Origin of the sequence: Streptomyces laurentii (genome assembly GCF_040635425.1) — a bacterium.
In the GTDB taxonomy this organism is placed as follows: domain Bacteria; phylum Actinomycetota; class Actinomycetes; order Streptomycetales; family Streptomycetaceae; genus Streptomyces; species Streptomyces laurentii.
Map to the genome: position 1 here is coordinate 25,104 of NZ_JBEYHT010000068.1, position 15,623 is coordinate 40,726.

The 15,623-nt window shown below is 70.6% G+C and carries 9 protein-coding genes and 2 pseudogenes; 10 read left to right on the forward strand and 1 reads right to left on the reverse strand.

Annotation, left to right across the window (positions count from 1 at the left end; translation table 11 throughout):
• Nucleotides 1-83: 83 nt before the first annotated feature.
• On the reverse strand, nt 84-2,024 hold the full coding sequence (locus tag ABZ693_RS30475) for a DUF7507 domain-containing protein (protein WP_359883916.1): 1,941 nt from the start codon (nt 2,022-2,024) through the stop codon (nt 84-86).
• Nucleotides 2,025-2,346: 322 nt separating this feature from the next.
• Between ABZ693_RS30475 and ABZ693_RS30480 the strand changes: the two genes are divergently transcribed.
• The 10 genes and pseudogenes from ABZ693_RS30480 to ABZ693_RS36205 all read left to right on the forward strand — a co-directional run.
• Complete coding sequence (locus ABZ693_RS30480; RefSeq protein ID WP_359883919.1) at nt 2,347-3,957, forward strand: amidase family protein; 1,611 nt, start codon at nt 2,347-2,349, stop codon at nt 3,955-3,957.
• Between the two features lie 150 nt (nt 3,958-4,107).
• Nucleotides 4,108-5,775, forward strand: coding sequence for a TnsB C-terminal domain-containing protein (locus ABZ693_RS30485; protein WP_359883922.1), 1,668 nt, complete (start codon nt 4,108-4,110; stop codon nt 5,773-5,775).
• Complete coding sequence (locus ABZ693_RS30490; RefSeq protein WP_359883925.1) at nt 5,772-6,686, forward strand: TniB family NTP-binding protein; 915 nt, start codon at nt 5,772-5,774, stop codon at nt 6,684-6,686. Before ABZ693_RS30485 ends, ABZ693_RS30490 begins: the two co-directional genes overlap by 4 nt.
• The gene (locus tag ABZ693_RS30495; RefSeq protein WP_359883928.1) at nt 6,683-7,885 is read left to right on the forward strand and encodes a TniQ family protein; all 1,203 of its coding nucleotides are present in this window, start codon (nt 6,683-6,685) and stop codon (nt 7,883-7,885) included. The genes ABZ693_RS30490 and ABZ693_RS30495 overlap by 4 nt, the downstream gene beginning before the upstream one ends.
• 156 nt (nt 7,886-8,041) lie before the next feature.
• Nucleotides 8,042-8,671 carry a recombinase family protein gene (locus ABZ693_RS30500; RefSeq protein ID WP_359883931.1) on the forward strand — a complete coding sequence of 210 codons (630 nt, stop codon included), beginning with the start codon at nt 8,042-8,044 and terminating at the stop codon, nt 8,669-8,671.
• A gap of 268 nt (nt 8,672-8,939) precedes the next feature.
• Entirely contained in the window at nt 8,940-10,496 is a 1,557-nt protein-coding gene (locus ABZ693_RS30505) for a serine/threonine-protein kinase (protein ID WP_359883932.1), read from the forward strand.
• Between the two features lie 426 nt (nt 10,497-10,922).
• Nucleotides 10,923-11,987 carry a LacI family DNA-binding transcriptional regulator gene (locus ABZ693_RS30510; RefSeq protein ID WP_359883935.1) on the forward strand — a complete coding sequence of 355 codons (1,065 nt, stop codon included), beginning with the start codon at nt 10,923-10,925 and terminating at the stop codon, nt 11,985-11,987.
• Nucleotides 11,984-13,522 (forward strand): sugar ABC transporter ATP-binding protein, encoded by a 1,539-nt coding sequence (locus ABZ693_RS30515; protein WP_359883937.1) that lies wholly within the window; start codon nt 11,984-11,986, stop codon nt 13,520-13,522. Before ABZ693_RS30510 ends, ABZ693_RS30515 begins: the two co-directional genes overlap by 4 nt.
• A pseudogene (locus ABZ693_RS36200) lies at nt 13,512-14,483 on the forward strand (ABC transporter permease); the annotation flags it as partial. The gene ABZ693_RS30515 and the pseudogene ABZ693_RS36200, both read left to right, overlap by 11 nt.
• Before the next feature lie 228 nt (nt 14,484-14,711).
• Nucleotides 14,712-15,548, forward strand: a pseudogene (locus tag ABZ693_RS36205) (D-ribose ABC transporter substrate-binding protein); the annotation flags it as partial.
• Nucleotides 15,549-15,623 lie beyond the last annotated feature (75 nt).

The following is a 15,623-nucleotide window of genomic DNA, read 5'->3' on the forward strand; positions in this document are numbered from 1 at the left end:
TTCTGAAGCCGCCGCACACGCCGATGGCCGGCGGGTGGGTTGCCCGCTGGCCATCGGTTGTCGGATGCGGTCGCCGTCGCCGGTCAGTAGCCCCCGTACGGAGGGGGCTTGGGGCCGTGCCCGCGCTGGACGGGGATCGTGACCCGCGCCTTCCGTGAGGTGATGACCTCACCGGAGTCGTCGACGCCGCGCGCGACGGCGGTGTTGGTGAGGTGGCCGCGCTTCGCGTCCTCCTCCCGGAGGGTGTACGGCGGCGCGGCGCAGATCATCGAGGCGCCCGGCTGGAGGGGCGTGGACGGGCAGGTCACCGGGCCGGCGACCGGATCCGCGACCTCGATGTCGTGCAGGGTGCCGCTGCCCGTGTTGGTGACGGTCAGCGTCCAGGTGACGATGTCGCCCGGGTCGTTGCGTCCGTTGTGGTTGGTGTCGGTGACCTCCGCGGTCTTCTTCAGCTTGAGCGAGTCGGCTGGCGGCCGCGTCCCCTTGGTGACCAGGACGGCGCTCGCGGGATCCGAGGTGACCTCGTCACCCGCGCCGGCCTTCTCCGGCGACACCGACTTCTTCAGACCGAGCGAGGCGGCCGGAGGCGTCTCCTTGGTGATCACGACGGCGCTGGCGGGGCCCGAGGCGACATCGGCCCCGGAGGGGTCCTGGGCGGTCGCCTTCGCGGTGTTGGTGATCTGTCCGGCCCGGGCGTCGGCCTCGGTGACGGTGTACGTCGCCGTGCACGTCACCGACGCGCCCGGGGCGAGCGTGGTCGCCGGGCAGGACACGTCCGGCGGGGTGCCCGTACCGGAGAACGCGGTGTCCGCCACCGACAGACCCGACAGCGAGGTCTCCCCGGTGTTCGTGGCCACGTAGGTGTACGTGACCTGGTCCCCGAGGGTGACGCTGGTCGGCGTGACCGACTTCCTCAGGCTCAGCGACGACGTCGGCGGGGCGTGGGTCGTGAAGATCGCACTCGCCGGAGCCGAGCTCACCTCCGTGCCGGACGGGTTGTCGGCGGTGGCCTTCGCCGTGTTGGTGACCTCGCCCGCCTGCGCATCGGCTGCGGTGACCACATACGTCGCCTCACACGTCACCGAGGCTCCCGGAGCCAGCGTGGTCGCCGGGCAGATCACCGTCGGCGCGGTGCCGGAGCCGGAGTGCGCGGCGGCGCACTGGGCGCCGTCGCCGAACATGATCGCGCCCGGGCTCTGCGGGAGCTGGGTGGCGACGCGGGTGCCGTAGTCGATGCGGTAGACCGCGCCGGAGGTGAACGTGTACACGTACAGGAACGTGCCGTCCGTGAAGCTGCCCCGGGTGTCGACGCCGCCGATCCCGACGGGCATCCCGCTCACCTCGCCGACGACGGTGAAGGCGCGCGTCACGGTGTTGAAGAACAGGATGGTCGGGAGGCGCTGGCCCACCATGTCCGCGACGCCGTACAGGCCGGTGCCCGCGGGGCCGGTCATCCAGGTCCAGTCGCCGAGGGCGCGGTACTGGTTGCCCGGGCAGGTGACGGTTCCGGTGGCGAGCGTCTGTCCGTACGTCGGCGATCCCGGCACCAGGTCGATCTCCGCCCAGGCGCCGGGGAGGATGTTGCCCATCAGCCACAGATGGCCGGACGTGTCGAAGTCGCCGCTGGTGTAGACGCTGCCGGCGGCGGATCCGACCGTGGTGGTGTTGCCGGAGCTGTCGATCCGGACGATCGTGTTACCGCCGGTCACGGCGTAGTGGAAGCCGTCGTAGGTGTTGAAGCCGACCCCGTCCACGGGGACCGGGGTGCCGCCCACCACCGTCGCGGCGCCGGTGGTGTAGTCGACCTGCACGATGTCGTACGGGGCGGAGCCCGAGCCTTCGGCCTCGAAGAGGTAGCCGATCCGGGTCTCGGGGCCGCCGAGGCAGTCCCAGTCGCCCTGGCCCGACGCGGGCGCCCCCGTACCGACGAGCACGGCGGCCACCAGCCCGAGCAGCGCCGCCCAGAGCCGGACCCGCCGACGCCGTCCGGCCCCGCCACCGGACATCCCCTGACATCGCGTCATCCGGGCCGTTCCTCTCCGTGTGCTCGCGCGCTCGCAGCATGAGTACCGGCAACGGTGCGCCAGGAGAGGAAGGATCCCGGCGACACGGCGGGGGGGGCGCCCCGAACGCCCCGGCTCATTCCGTCGAACGGGCCATCGACACCGGGCGTGTCAGGGCGGGGCAGGGTGGCGGCGGGGTGACCGGGGCGTTTCCCGACAGGGCGTCAGTGCGACCCTCTCGTACGGGAATCGGGTCCGGCTCCGCTCGTGGGACGCGTGCGGCGGGGCGGAAGCGCGGAAGGTCCTCTTGCGCGCGGGGCCGCCCTGCAGTGGGGTGTCCCCCATGAAGAAGAGAAGCCTCACGGTGCTGACCGCGGCCCTGGCCGTGGCACCCCTGCTGGCGGCGGGCGCGCCGGGGCAGCGCGCCTCGGCCGCCGACGGTTCCGCCTCCCCCGCCGGGCCGGCGGTCGTCCGCGGCGTGGACCTGGACACGGTGACGATCCCCGAATTACAGGCACGCATGAAGCGCGGGAACCTGACCTCGTCGGAGCTGACCCGGGCGTATCTGCGGCGGATCGAGGCCGTCGACCCGACGATCCACGCCGTGCTGCGCGTCAGCCCGACCGCTCTGCGCCAGGCCGCGGCCAGCGATGTCCGGCACCGTCTCGGCAAGACCCTCGGCCCGCTCGACGGCATCCCGGTCCTGCTGAAGGACAACGTGGACACCCGCGACATGCCGACCACGGCCGGGTCGTTCGCGCTCGCGGGGCGCCCGCCGGACGCGGACGCGGAGCTCGTCGGCCGGCTGCGCGCGGCGGGGGCGGTGATCCTCGGCAAGGCCAATCTGTCGGAGTGGGCCAACTTCCGTGCGGCGAAGCCGACTTCTGGCTGGTCGGCGGTGGGCGGGCAGACGAACAACCCGTACGTCCTGGACCGCAACCCGTGCGGCTCGTCCGCCGGTTCGGCGGCGGCGCTCGCCGCGTCGCTGGCGCAGGTGGCGATCGGCACGGAGACGGACGGGTCCATCGTGTGCCCGGCCGGGATGAACGGGGTCGTCGGCCACAAGCCCAGCCTCGGGCTCGTCAGCCAGTCCGGCGTCGTCCCGATCTCCGCCGAGCAGGACACGGCCGGCCCCATGGCGCGCAACGTCGTGGACACCGCGCTCACCCTGTCGGTCCTCAGCGGCCAGGACGTCACGGGCACCGGCGGCGCCTTCGGCCCCGCGGACGCGACGCCGCGCCCCGGCAGCCTGCGCGGCAAGCGGATCGGGCTGTGGCGGCTTCCCTCGCTCGGCGCGAACGTGGACGCCCTGATGACCCGGACGGCGGCACGGCTGCGCGCGGCCGGGGCCGAGGTCGTCGAGGTGACGCCGCCGTATCAGGACCGGCTCGCGGAGCTGGAGTTCCCGGCTCTGCTGAGCGAGTTCCACCGGGACGTCGACGCCTATCTGAAGACGCGTCGGGGTCCGCGCGACCGGCCGCGTGATCTGGCCGGCCTGGTCGAGTTCAACCGTACGCATCCGGCCGAGCGGACCTGTTTCGCGGGTCAGGAGCTGTTCGAGCAGGCCCTGGCCGCGCCGCCGACCACGGATCCGGGCTACCGGGCCATGCGCGCGGAGCTGAAGGACCTGTCCCGGCGGTCCATCGACGAGACGATGGCCGCGCACCGCCTGGACGCCATCGCCTCCCCGGCGAACCCGCCCGCCTGGACGACCGACTGCGGGCGGGGCGACGACGACGTGATCCCGTCCTCCACCCCGGCCGCCGTCGCCGGGTACCCGTCGCTGTCCGTGCCCGCCGGGTTCGTCGGCGAGCTGCCGGTCGGTCTGCTCCTGATGGCGGGCGACCGCGAGGACGCGGCCCTGCTGTCGCTGGGCGCGGCGATGGAGGACCGGCTGGACGCGTGGCGGGCGCCGCGCTACCTGCCGACGGTGCCGGGCGCCACCGCTCCGTAAGACCGCGGCTGTCAGTTTCCGAAGTCACGTGCACGGGTGAGCTGGTGATTCGCTGTCGAGTGCAGGGAACTGCGAACGCGCCGGACGGGTCGAACTCGCCTGCGTTACGGTCGAGTTGTCCGTAGTCGTGTGCGTGACGGAGGCTTCCGGATGGCCAAGGAACCGGTGGCCGAGCGCGGGGTGCTGACCGCGCCGACCCAGATGTGGGAGACCGCGGTGCGGCAGGCCGAGGTGATCGGGTCGCTCGCGGCGAAGGACACAGTGGGGCTGGCCGAGGCGGATGAGGCCGCCGAGCGGCTGCGGGTCTCCCGGCGCCAGGTGTACGTCCTGCTTGGACGGTGGCGCGCCGGTGAGGGAGTGGTGTCGGACCTGCTGCCTGGCCTTTCCAGCGGAGGCCGCGGCGGCGGGCGCCTGTCTGGTGAGGTCGAGACGATCGTCCAGGAAGCGCTACGGACCTGGTACTTGACGCGGCAGCGCCGCTCGGTGGCAGCGGTCTACAAGGAGATCACGCGCCTATGCCTGGCTCGCGGCCTGCGGACTCCTTCGCGGGGCTCGGTACAGCGGCGGATCGAGCGGCTTGACCCGGTGGCTTCGGTCTCGGAACGCGAAGGAAGAGAGGCGGTTCGTCCTCTCCGGTCGGCCGGCGGTGTGCCGCCGACGGACACCGGCCTGCTGGAGCAGGTTCAGGTCGACCACACGCCGGTGGATGTGATCGTGGTCGACGAGCGGCACCGGCTGCCGATCGGCCGTCCATATCTGACGGCGGCGATCGACGTGGCGAGCCGGTGCGTGGTGGGCCTGGTGGTGACGCTGGAGGCGCCGTCGGCGACTTCGGTCGGGCTGTGTCTGGCCCACACGGCGATGGACAAGCGGCCGTGGCTGGAGCGGCTGGGCGTGGAGGCGGTTTGGCCGATGAGCGGCAAGCCGCGCGAGCTGTACCTGGACAACGCGGCGGAGTTCAAGAGCGAGGCCCTGCGCCGCGGCTGCGACCAGCACGGCATCAAGCTGCGTTACCGGCCGCCCGGCCAGCCCCACTTCGGCGGGATCGTCGAGCGGCTGATCGGCACGATGATGCAGCTCGTGCACGAACTGCCGGGCACCACGTTCTCGTCCGTCGCCGAGCGCGGCGCCTACGACAGCGACGGCAAGGCCGTGCTGACCGTAAGGGAGTTGCAGGGCTGGCTGGCGCTGGCGGTGGCCGGCTATCACGGCCAGGTCCACGAGACACTGGGCCGCCCTCCGGCCGGGGTCTGGTCCGAGAAGGCCGCCGCGTCGGGGCCGCTGGTGACGGTGACCAACGAGACCGCCTTCCTGGTGGGCTTCCTGCCGGTGATCCGCAGGACTCTGTCGCGGTCGGGGTTCGTGATCGACCGCGTGCAGTACTACAGCGACGCGCTCAAGCCGTGGATCGCCCGCCGCGAGCGGTGGGGCCGGTTCGTGCTGCGCCGGGATCCGCGTGACATCAGCCGGATCTGGGTCCTGGCCCCGGACGGCACCGCGTATCTGGAGGTCCCCTATCGGACGCTGTCGCGGCCGCCGATCAGCGCGTGGGAGCAGAAGGCCGCCGCCCGGCGGCTGCGCGAGCTGGGCCGTGCGGAGGTCGACGAGAATGCCCTGTTCGCCATGGTGGCGCAGATGCGGGAGATCACCGACACCGCCGCGACCACGACCCGCAAGGCCCGCCGCGACCGCCAGCGTCGCATTGAGGCACCCTTCCGGCCGCAGCCTACGGTGACGCCTCCGAAGGCGCCCGCCTCCGATGTGGGCCAGGAGAGCAAGGCTGTGGCCAGGCCGTTCGAGGTGATCGAGCAGTGGTGAACGAGGACGAGGACGCTGCGGTGGACCTGTCGCATCTGGTCCCGGCCGCGCAGCAGATCGCGCGGCTGCCGGATGCGGAGCGGCTGCGCTACGTCCGGGCGGACCGGTGGATCGGCTACCCGCGCGCCACCGAGGCTCTTGAGCGGCTGGAGACGCTGCTGTCGTGGCCGTCCAAGCAGCGGATGCCGAACCTGTTGCTGATCGGGCCGACCAACAACGGCAAGTCGATGATCGTGGAGAAGTTCCGCCGCGGCCATCCGCCGGTGTCGTATCCGGACCGCGAGGAGATCCCGGTCCTGGTGGTGCAGATGCCGTCCGAGCCGTCAGTGATCCGCTTCTACACGGCTCTGCTGGCCGCGCTCGGCGCGCCGCTGCGTACCCGATACCGGGTGGCCGACCTGGAACAGGCGGTACTGCGGCTGCTGCGGGCGGCTGAGGTGCGGGTGCTGGTGATCGACGAGTTGCACAACGTCCTCGGCGGCAGCGGCGACAAGCGCCGGGAGTTCTTGAACCTGCTGCGATATCTCGGCAACGAGCTGCGCATCCCGCTGGTCGGTGTCGGTACCCGGGACGCCTACCTGGCCATTCGTGCGGACGACCAGTTGGAGAACCGGTTCGCGCCGCTGACGCTGGCGCGCTGGGATGCCGATGTCGACGCCTGCTCTCTGCTGGCGAGTTTCGCCGCGTCGTTCCCTCTGCGCCGGGCCTCGCCGATCGCCACTGCCGAGATGGCCGGCTACCTGCTCACCCGCAGCGAGGGAACGATCGGCAAGTTGGCCCACCTGCTCACCGATGCTGCTGTCGCGGCGATCGAGTCCGGCGAGGAAGCCATCAACCAGCGCACCCTGTTGCTCGCGCCGTACGTCGGCCCGACCGAACGGCGCCGTCTCTTCGAGCGCGAGCTGACGTGAGCGCGGTCCGGCGCTGGCCGCTGCACCCGCAGCCCGGCCCGCTGCAAGCGCTGTCGTCGTGGCTGGGGCGGCTCGCGGAGCTGTACGAGATGCCGGTGCACGACCTGCTGCGGCACAACCTCGGCCTGGTCGACCTGGCCCCTCCGGTCGATCTCGACCTGAACCCGCCGACGGCGGTACTCGTGTCGCTCGCCGAGAAGACTGGCGTGGACCTCAGCCGACTTCGGTCGATGACTATGACCGGCTGGGTTCCCTGGCTCTTCGACATGCTCCCCGTGGGTGTCCGGGACGCGCAGTCGGTCTTCGACGCCTACGTGAGGGACAACTCCGTTCTCTTCGCGCGAAAGGCCGCGACGCATCACGTGCTGCGCTTCAAGCCGGGATGGGCGGGGCCGTGGCTTCTTCCCCACCCCGGCGCTCTGCGAGCCTGTCCGGTCTGTGTCGCCGACCCGGACCGGGGCATGTCACTGATGTGGCGGCTGGCACTGATGACCAGCTGCGTCGAGCACGACTGCCGCCTCCTGGACATCTCCGAGGTGAGGGCCGCGCTGATCCTGGGCCGGGAAACGCACCGGGAGCCGCTGGAGCCGCCCCGTGCCGCCCTGGACCACTACACCCACCAGGCACTGACCACCGGCAGAGTCGCCCTGCCCGGCAGGAACGTGCACGCCGGGGTGTGGTTCCGCCTCCTGCGCTCCCTCCTGGACGAGGTCAGCCTCGCCGCGAGCAGCCAAGGCGCCCACGGCAAGAAAACGTTGCGGCTGATCTGGCAGAACACCGGACACCCGGAACGCGCGGGGCTGAACGTCTGGCGCCCCTTTGAGCAGCTGAAAGACGAGGTCCGGGAGGCAATGTGGGACGCCGCCGCCACCGCGCTCCAGATGGCGGCTGACGGCCTGATCACCGTCCGCGGGCGCCTCGGTTCAGCACTTCAGGTCCCACCCCACGACTACGTCTACGACGGCGACGAACCCTCCCCGTACCGCAACGCCTGGCAGGACTTCATGACCGCGTTCGAGGAGGCACTCACCGCAGCCCGCACCGACCCGCCCACCGCGCGGCAGCTCCTCGCCCTGCTGACCATCGGATGCCGAACCCTCGATCACTTCGAAAAGGAGCGCGCCTCCCTCCACGAGGAAGGCGTCCCCGCCGCGTTCCTGCCCAGCGCGCGCGAACTGGGGCGTCTCGACCTCATCTGACGGTGTTCCACTTCCATGGAAGTGGAACAGGGTGCCGGACGGGGCGTCAGGAGACATGCGTCCTAAGCGGATCGCCACGCGAGCCGTTCCGGAAGTCGTTCCAGAGAGGGCGTTCCGGAACCCCCTTACGGAGCCGATTTCCGGTACGGTCCGGCTATGGGAACCACCAACCACCACCCCGCGGGCGGGCTCGAACTCGCGTACGCGCGGGTCTCCACCACCAAACAGAGTCTGGAACGCCAACTCGACGCGCTCGGCGCGGCTGGCATCCCCGAGAGCCGGACCTACGTCGACAAGAAGAGCGGCGCCACCGTGGAGCGCCCCGGCCTGGCCGGCCTGCTCGCCTACGCCCGCTCCGGCGATGTCATCGTGGTCTACACCCTCGATCGGCTCGGTCGGAATCTCCGTGAAGTCCTCAACCTCGTCCACGATCTGGGCGAGAAGGGCATCGGCGTGCGCTCCTTGGCCGACCCGCTGCCGATCAACACCGCCGACGAGGGCATGGGGCGCATCGCCTTCCTGCTGCTGGCCCTCTTCGCCGAGATGGAACGCACCTTCACCGCCGAACGCGCCGCCCACGCGCGCGCCGTCGCCGAAGCCGCCGGCCGCCACATCGGCCGCCCCGTCGCCCACCCCGCCGACAAGATCGAGTACGCCCGACTGCTGAAGCAGCAAGGCACCAGCCTCGGACAGATCGCGGCGAAGACCGGAATCCCCAAGACCTCGCTTCACCGCTACCTCGCGGACGCAGTCTCTGCCATCGCGCCGTCCGGAGACTCACAATGACCCTGGCTCCTGACCCGCAGCAAGTCGAGGTCATCGGACGGAGCGGAAGCCCTGCGCGAGCGGTAGTCGACAGCCCCACTCCGCAGCCGGGGACGCGTCTGGGATGGAAAGCTGATCCGGATCAGGGTGGCCGTCTTGGCGAAGGTCCCTGGCATTGGGCGGGTCTCTGGGTATCGGGCGTGTCGCCTTCGCGGTCACGTCATGATCCCCATCGCGCCGGTTCGCCGGCAGGAGGGACAGGAATGTTCGAAACGGGGGAGGCGTAGCAGTGCGAGACCAGCTCCTTGGGGGCCGTTATCGGTTGGTAAAACAACTCGGCGAGGGCGGAATGGGGCAAGTATGGGAGGCGCAGGACGAGACGCTGGGGCGGCCCGTCGCAGTCAAGGTGATCTCCCTGCTCGCCGGTGGCGGAAGCCGCGGTGACGAGGCACGCGCCAGGTTCCTGCGCGAGGCACAGATCACCGCCCAGCTGCAGCACCCCAACATCGTGACCGTCCACGACTTCGGCGAGACCGACACAGGGGACGCCAAGGCCCCGTTCCTGGTGATGGAGCGAGTGCGAGGCCAGGGCCTGGACGCGAAGCTACGCCGGGACGTGGTCACCTTGCCGGACGCTGCCCGATGGGGCGCGCAGATATGCGACGCGCTTGCCGACGCGCACAGCGCCGGAATCATGCACCGGGACATCAAGCCCTCCAACATCCTCATCACGCCTTCCGGCACAGTGAAGGTCCTCGACTTCGGCATCGCGCGGGCGGCCGACCCCTACGCGACCTCGGACCGCCTCACCCAGACCGGCTTCATCGTGGGCACGCCCCCGTACATGGCGCCCGAACAAGCACGCGGTTTCCCGGAACCGCGCAGCGACCTGTACGCGCTCGGCTGCCTTCTCTTCGAACTGATCACGGGCCAGCTGCCGTTCCAGGCTCCCGACACCCTGGGCTACCTCACGGCCCACCTCACCCAGGAACCGCCCGCCCCCAGCTCCGTGTCCGCGGGCATCCCATCTACCTGGGACGACCTCGTGCTCAGCCTTCTGCACAAGGACCCCGACCAGCGGTACCCAAACGCCGTCGACGTCGCCCAGGCCCTGCGACAACTCGACCACGCACCTCAGCCCACGCCATCAACAGGCGAGCCCACCCCACCCCCCACCATGTCAGCCACGACTCCGCTCCGGGTTGTCTACGGCGACGCCCCGAGGCGCATCGCGCTCGCCATGCGCGCTCTGCTCACCAAACGCACCGCGGAAACCGTCACCCACCAGGCGACGCTGCTGAATCATCTCCCCAAGGTCGCTTCGCCAACGTCACCGCCCCTGGCGGTCGATGCCGAGAAAACTGCGCCGCAGGGTGCCCGACCTGTTCAGACGCGTGCGCGGAGAACCATCGCGGGGTACACACCCGTGGCGGGTCAGGGCCCCCCTCAACCCGATACGGCACCGACCAATATCCAGAAGCCCCCCGCCAGAACCGCGACTGTTGTGACGGCGTTGGTATGCCTTCTCACGGTTCCGGTCATCCCCGTCGCAACCGCCCAGGCCGTCGACATCGGTGCGATACCGAGCGACGAACTGATGGTGCGGATGACGCTGTTCGGCGTCGGGACAGCCATGCTCGCCATCGGCGTGCTGCTGATGTTCGCGCGGAACACAGCCGGACGTTGGCTGATCGCGGCAGGCGGCATCGGCTTGGCTCTGCAAGCCGCGGAAGCCATGCCTTTCTCCGACGGGATCGGCTACGCCCTGCGGGGCGCCCTGCCCCTGGCCGCCGTCACAGCGGCGCTCTCCGCCACCCTGGCCGTGCGACGTCAACGGCCACGCTAGGGCCTACCTGGGCTCCCTACGGTCCTGGCCAGCGGAGCCTACGGCGCCACATCAACTCGCGCCGACTGGAGCGACAGGGCCACTCACGCCGGAGTGCAGAGGGCTTCGGTCATCCGTGCAGTCGGCTTCGGAACCTGACAGCGGCCCTCGTCGTCTCCCACGGCCCCTCGTCGACCCTCGCCACCCCTGTCGAGACCCGGCGGGGCCGGTGGAGGGCCGCCGCCGTGTCGCACGGTGGGGCGACGGACCGTTTTACCCCCTTCGCTCATCTGAGCGTCACCAGTCACATCAGGTCACAATCGGATCTCGACCCTCCGATTTCTCTTGCCCCACCTCCATGTAATCGATTCCAATCCTTCGTGTCGGCCGTGTAAACGATTCCAGGCCGGTATGTGCGAACGGACTCACAAGGAGGTGTTTCCGGCGATGGCGAGCATCAAGGATGTCGCCGCCGCGGCGGGCGTATCCGTCGCCACGGTGTCGCGTGTCCTCAACGACCACCCGTCGGTCAGCGACGACGCGCGCACCCGGGTGCAGGCCGCCGTCGAGACGCTCGGCTACCGGCCGAACGCCGTCGCCCGCTCCCTGCGCACCCACGAGACCCGCACCCTCGGCCTGGTCATCAGCGACGTGGTGAACCCGTACTTCGCCCACCTGGCCCGGTCGGTCGAGGAGGAGGCCCGCGAGCTCGGCTACAGCGTGATCATCGGCAACGCCGACGAGCGCCCCGACCTCCAGGACCACCACGTACGCACCCTGCTGGACCGGCGGATCGACGGCCTGCTCGTCTCCCCCACCGACGGCGGCTCCCCGCTCATGCTGAACGCCGCCACGAACGGCACCCCCATGGTGTTCGTCGACCGCTGGATCGCGGGTGTCGACGTCCCCGTCGTCCGCGCCGACGGCCGGGCCGCCGTCCACGACCTCGTCGCCCACCTGCACGCGCTCGGCCACCGCCGGCTCGCGATCATCGCGGGCCCGGCGGCGACCACCACCGGCAGCGAGCGCGTCGAGTCGTTCCGCGCGGCGATGAGCGAGTACGGACTGCCGCTCCCCGACGCGTACATCGGGCAGGGCGACTTCCAGGCGGAGAGCGGACGCCGGGCCACCGAGCGGTTCCTCGACCTGGCCGAGCCGCCCGAGGTGGTGTTCGCCGCCGACAACCTGATGGCGCTCGGCGCGCTGGACGCCATCCGCGCGCGCGGCCTGCGGATCCCCGACGACATCGCGCTCGCCGCGTTCGACGACATCCCCTGGTTCGTGCACACCGACCCCGCGATCACCGTGATCTCCCAGCCGACCGCCGAGCTGGGGCGGGCCGCCGTCCGCGCGCTCGTCGACCGCGTCGAAGGACGGGCCGCCGCGTCCGTCACCCTCCCCGCTCGTCTCGTCGTCCGCCGCTCCTGCGGCGAGACCGGCGAGCCCGGCGAGCCGTCCGCTGTGCGGTCCCCCGCCGCGCGGCCCTCTCCCCCGCAAAGGAGCATGTCGTGAGCAACCCGGACGAGTTGCTTCGCATCGAAGGCATCCGCAAGACCTTTCCCGGCGTGGTGGCGCTCGACAGCGTCGACTTCGACCTGCGCCGCGGGGAGGTGCATGTGCTGCTCGGTGAGAACGGCGCGGGCAAGAGCACGCTCATCAAGATGCTCTCCGGCGCCTACCGCCCCGACTCCGGACGGATCACGGTCGGAGGCCAGGAGGTGCGCATCCAGGGTGCGCAGGACTCCGAGCGCCTCGGAATCGCCACGATCTACCAGGAGTTCAACCTCGTTCCCGACCTGACGGTCGCCGAGAACATCTTCCTGGGCCGCCAGCCGCGCCGCTTCGGTCTCATCGACCGCAAGCGGATGAACACCGAGGCCGAGGCGCTCCTCGCCCGGGTCGGTGTCGACGTCGACCCGCGCACCCTCGTCCGCGAACTGGGCATCGCCCGGCTGCAGATGGTCGAGATCGCCAAGGCGCTCAGCCTGGACGCGCGCGTGCTGATCATGGACGAGCCCACCGCCGTCCTGACCACCGAAGAGGTCGAGAAGCTCTTCCGGATCGTCAGGAAGCTGCGCGAGGACGGCGTCGGCATCGTCTTCATCACGCACCACCTGGAGGAGATCGCCGCCCTCGGTGACCGCGTCACCGTCCTGCGCGACGGCCGCAGCGTCGACCAGGTCCCGGCGAACACCCCCGAGGCCGAGCTGGTCCGCCTCATGGTCGGCCGCAGCATCGAGCAGCAGTACCCGCGTGAACGCGCGGGCGCCGGGCAGGCGTTGCTGAAGGTCCGCGGGCTCACCCGGGCCGGCACCTTCCACGACGTCGGCTTCGAGGTGCGGGCGGGCGAGGTCGTCGGCCTCGCGGGGCTCGTCGGCGCCGGCCGCACCGAGGTCGTCCGCGCCGTCTTCGGCGCCGACCCGTACGACTCCGGCACCGTCGAGGTGCAGGGCAGGCGGCTGCGCCCGTACGACGTCAACGCGGCCATGGACGCCGGGATCGGCCTCGTCCCCGAGGACCGCAAGGGCCAGGGCCTGGTGCTCGACGCGACCGTCCAGGAGAACCTGGGCCTGGTCACGCTGGGCCGCGCGAGCCGCGCCGGTTTCGTCGACCGGGCCGGGCAGCGCAAGGCCGCCGACCGGATCTCGAAGCAGCTGAAGGTCCGGATGGCCGGACTGCACCAGCACGTGGGCACCCTGTCCGGTGGCAACCAGCAGAAGGTCGTCATCGGCAAGTGGCTGCTCGCCGACACCAAGGTGCTGATCCTCGACGAGCCGACCCGCGGCATCGACGTGGGCGCCAAGGTCGAGATCTACCAGCTGATCAATCAACTGACCGCTTCCGGTCACGCCGTACTGATGATCTCCAGCGACCTCCCCGAGGTCCTGGGAATGAGCGACCGCGTCCTGGTCATGTCCCAGGGCCGGATCGCGGGCGAACTCGCCGCGCAGGACGCGACGCAGGACGCCGTGATGGCGCTGGCCGTCAGCGCCGCAGCGACAACGAACACCGCAGTAAAGGATGTGGAGGGCTCCCGTGGCCACTGACACGCTCAAGAGCGGCAAGGACACGGGCAAGGCGCCCGCCCTGCGCCGACTGCTCCTCGACAACGGAGCCCTCACCGCCCTGGTCGTCCTGGCCGTGGCGATGTCGTTCCTGTCCGGGGACTTCCTCTCCACCCAGAACCTGCTCAACGTGGGTGTCCAGGCGGCGGTCACCGCGATCCTGGCCTTCGGTGTCACGTTCGTGATCGTCTCGGCCGGCATCGACCTGTCGGTCGGCTCGGTCGCCGCGCTCTCGGCCACCGTGCTCGCGTACACCGCCACCACCATGGGCCTGCCGGTCTGGCTCTCGATCGTGCTCGCCCTCGCCACCGGCATCGCCTGTGGTCTGGTCAGCGGCGCGCTCATCTCCTTCGGCAAGCTGCCGCCCTTCATCGCGACCCTCGCGATGCTGTCGATCGGCCGCGGCCTCGCCCTGGTGATCTCGCAGGGCAGCCCGATCGCGTTCCCCGACTCGGTGTCCCAGCTGGGCGCCACCCTCGGCGGCTGGCTGCCGGTGCCGGTCCTGGTGATGATCGCCATGGGTCTGATCACCGCCGTGGTGCTGAACCGTACGTACATCGGCCGCACCATGTACGCGATCGGCGGCAACGAGGAGGCCGCGCGCCTCTCCGGTATCCGCGTCAAGCGCCAGAAGATCGTCATCTACGCCCTGGCCGGCGGTTTCGCGGCCGTGGCGGGCATCGTCCTCGCCTCCCGGCTGGCCTCGGCGCAGCCGCAGGCGGCGTACGGCTACGAGCTGGACGCCATCGCGGCGGTCGTCATCGGCGGCGCCAGCCTCTCCGGCGGTGTCGGCAAGGCGTCGGGCACGCTCATCGGCGCGCTGATCCTCGCCGTGCTCCGCAACGGCCTCAACCTGCTCTCGGTCTCCGCCTTCTGGCAGCAGGTCGTCATCGGTGTCGTCATCGCGCTCGCCGTCCTCGTGGACACGCTGCGCCGCCGCTCCTGACCGGCCGTACCCCTCCGCTCCACCGCTTCACCGCGTCACTTCTTGACCGCTTGACCGCGTCACCGTTTTCCCCCTCCGTCTTACCGTCCCCTGCGGATCAGCCACCCGCATTCCACTTGCAAGGAGAGAACCATGCGTACCAAGCACCTCTCGATCGCCGTCGCGGCCGTCGCCACGCTCGCCCTCACCACCACGGCCTGCAACTCCGGTTCGGGCGATGACAAGATGAAGGTGGGCCTGTCGGTCTCCACCCTCAACAACCCCTTCTTCGTGCAGCTGAAGGACGGCGCGCAGGCCGAGGCCCACAAGCAGGGCATCGCCCTCACCGTCACCGACGCCCAGAACGACGCCTCGCAGCAGGCCAACCAGATCCAGAACTTCACCAGCCAGAACGTGAAGTCGATCATCGTGAACCCGGTGGACTCCGACGCCGCGGGCCCGGCCGTCAAGTCCGCCAACAACGCGAAGATCCCGGTCGTCGCCGCGGACCGCACGGTCAACAAGGCCGAGGTCACCACCACCGTCGCCTCCGACAACGTCGAGGGCGGCATGCTCGCCGCCAAGACGCTCGCCGAGAAGCTCGGTGGCAAGGGCACCATCCTGGTCCTCCAGGGTGTGACCGGCACCTCGGCCGCCAACGAGCGCGGCAAGGGCTTCACCGAGGGTCTGAAGGCGTTCCCGGACATCAAGGTCGTCGCCTCGCAGCCGGCCGACTTCGACCGCACCAAGGGCCTGGACGTCACCACCAACATGCTGCAGGCCCACCCCGACGTGAACGGCGTCTTCGCCCAGAACGACGAGATGGCGCTCGGCGCGATCAAGGCCCTGGGCAACAAGGCCGGCAAGTCGGTCACGGTCGTCGGCTTCGACGGCACCCCCGACGGCCTGGTCGCGGTCGAGGACGGCTCGATGTTCGCCTCGGTCGCCCAGCAGCCGAAGCTGCTCGGCAAGCTGGCCGTCGAGAACGCCGTCAAGGCCGCCAAGGGCGAGAAGATCGACGCCATGGTGAAGGTCCCGGTCAAGGTCGTCACCAAGAAGAACGTCGCCGAGTTCAACGGCTGATCCGACGTCACACCGTCAGGGCCGCGGGGGGGGGGGTGGGGGGGGGTGGGGCCGCCCCCCGGCGGGGCAGCCGGT

What these genes read in the sequence shown, in the direction of transcription:
- ABZ693_RS30475 (WP_359883916.1), bottom strand. Translation starts at nt 2,024, where the DNA reads ATGACGCGATGTCAGGGGATGTCCGGTGGCGGGGCCGGACGGCGTCGG.
- ABZ693_RS30480 (WP_359883919.1), top strand. Translation starts at nt 2,347, where the DNA reads ATGAAGAAGAGAAGCCTCACGGTGCTGACCGCGGCCCTGGCCGTGGCA.
- ABZ693_RS30485 (WP_359883922.1), top strand. Translation starts at nt 4,108, where the DNA reads ATGGCCAAGGAACCGGTGGCCGAGCGCGGGGTGCTGACCGCGCCGACC.
- ABZ693_RS30500 (WP_359883931.1), top strand. Translation starts at nt 8,042, where the DNA reads ATGGGAACCACCAACCACCACCCCGCGGGCGGGCTCGAACTCGCGTAC.
- ABZ693_RS30510 (WP_359883935.1), top strand. Translation starts at nt 10,923, where the DNA reads ATGGCGAGCATCAAGGATGTCGCCGCCGCGGCGGGCGTATCCGTCGCC.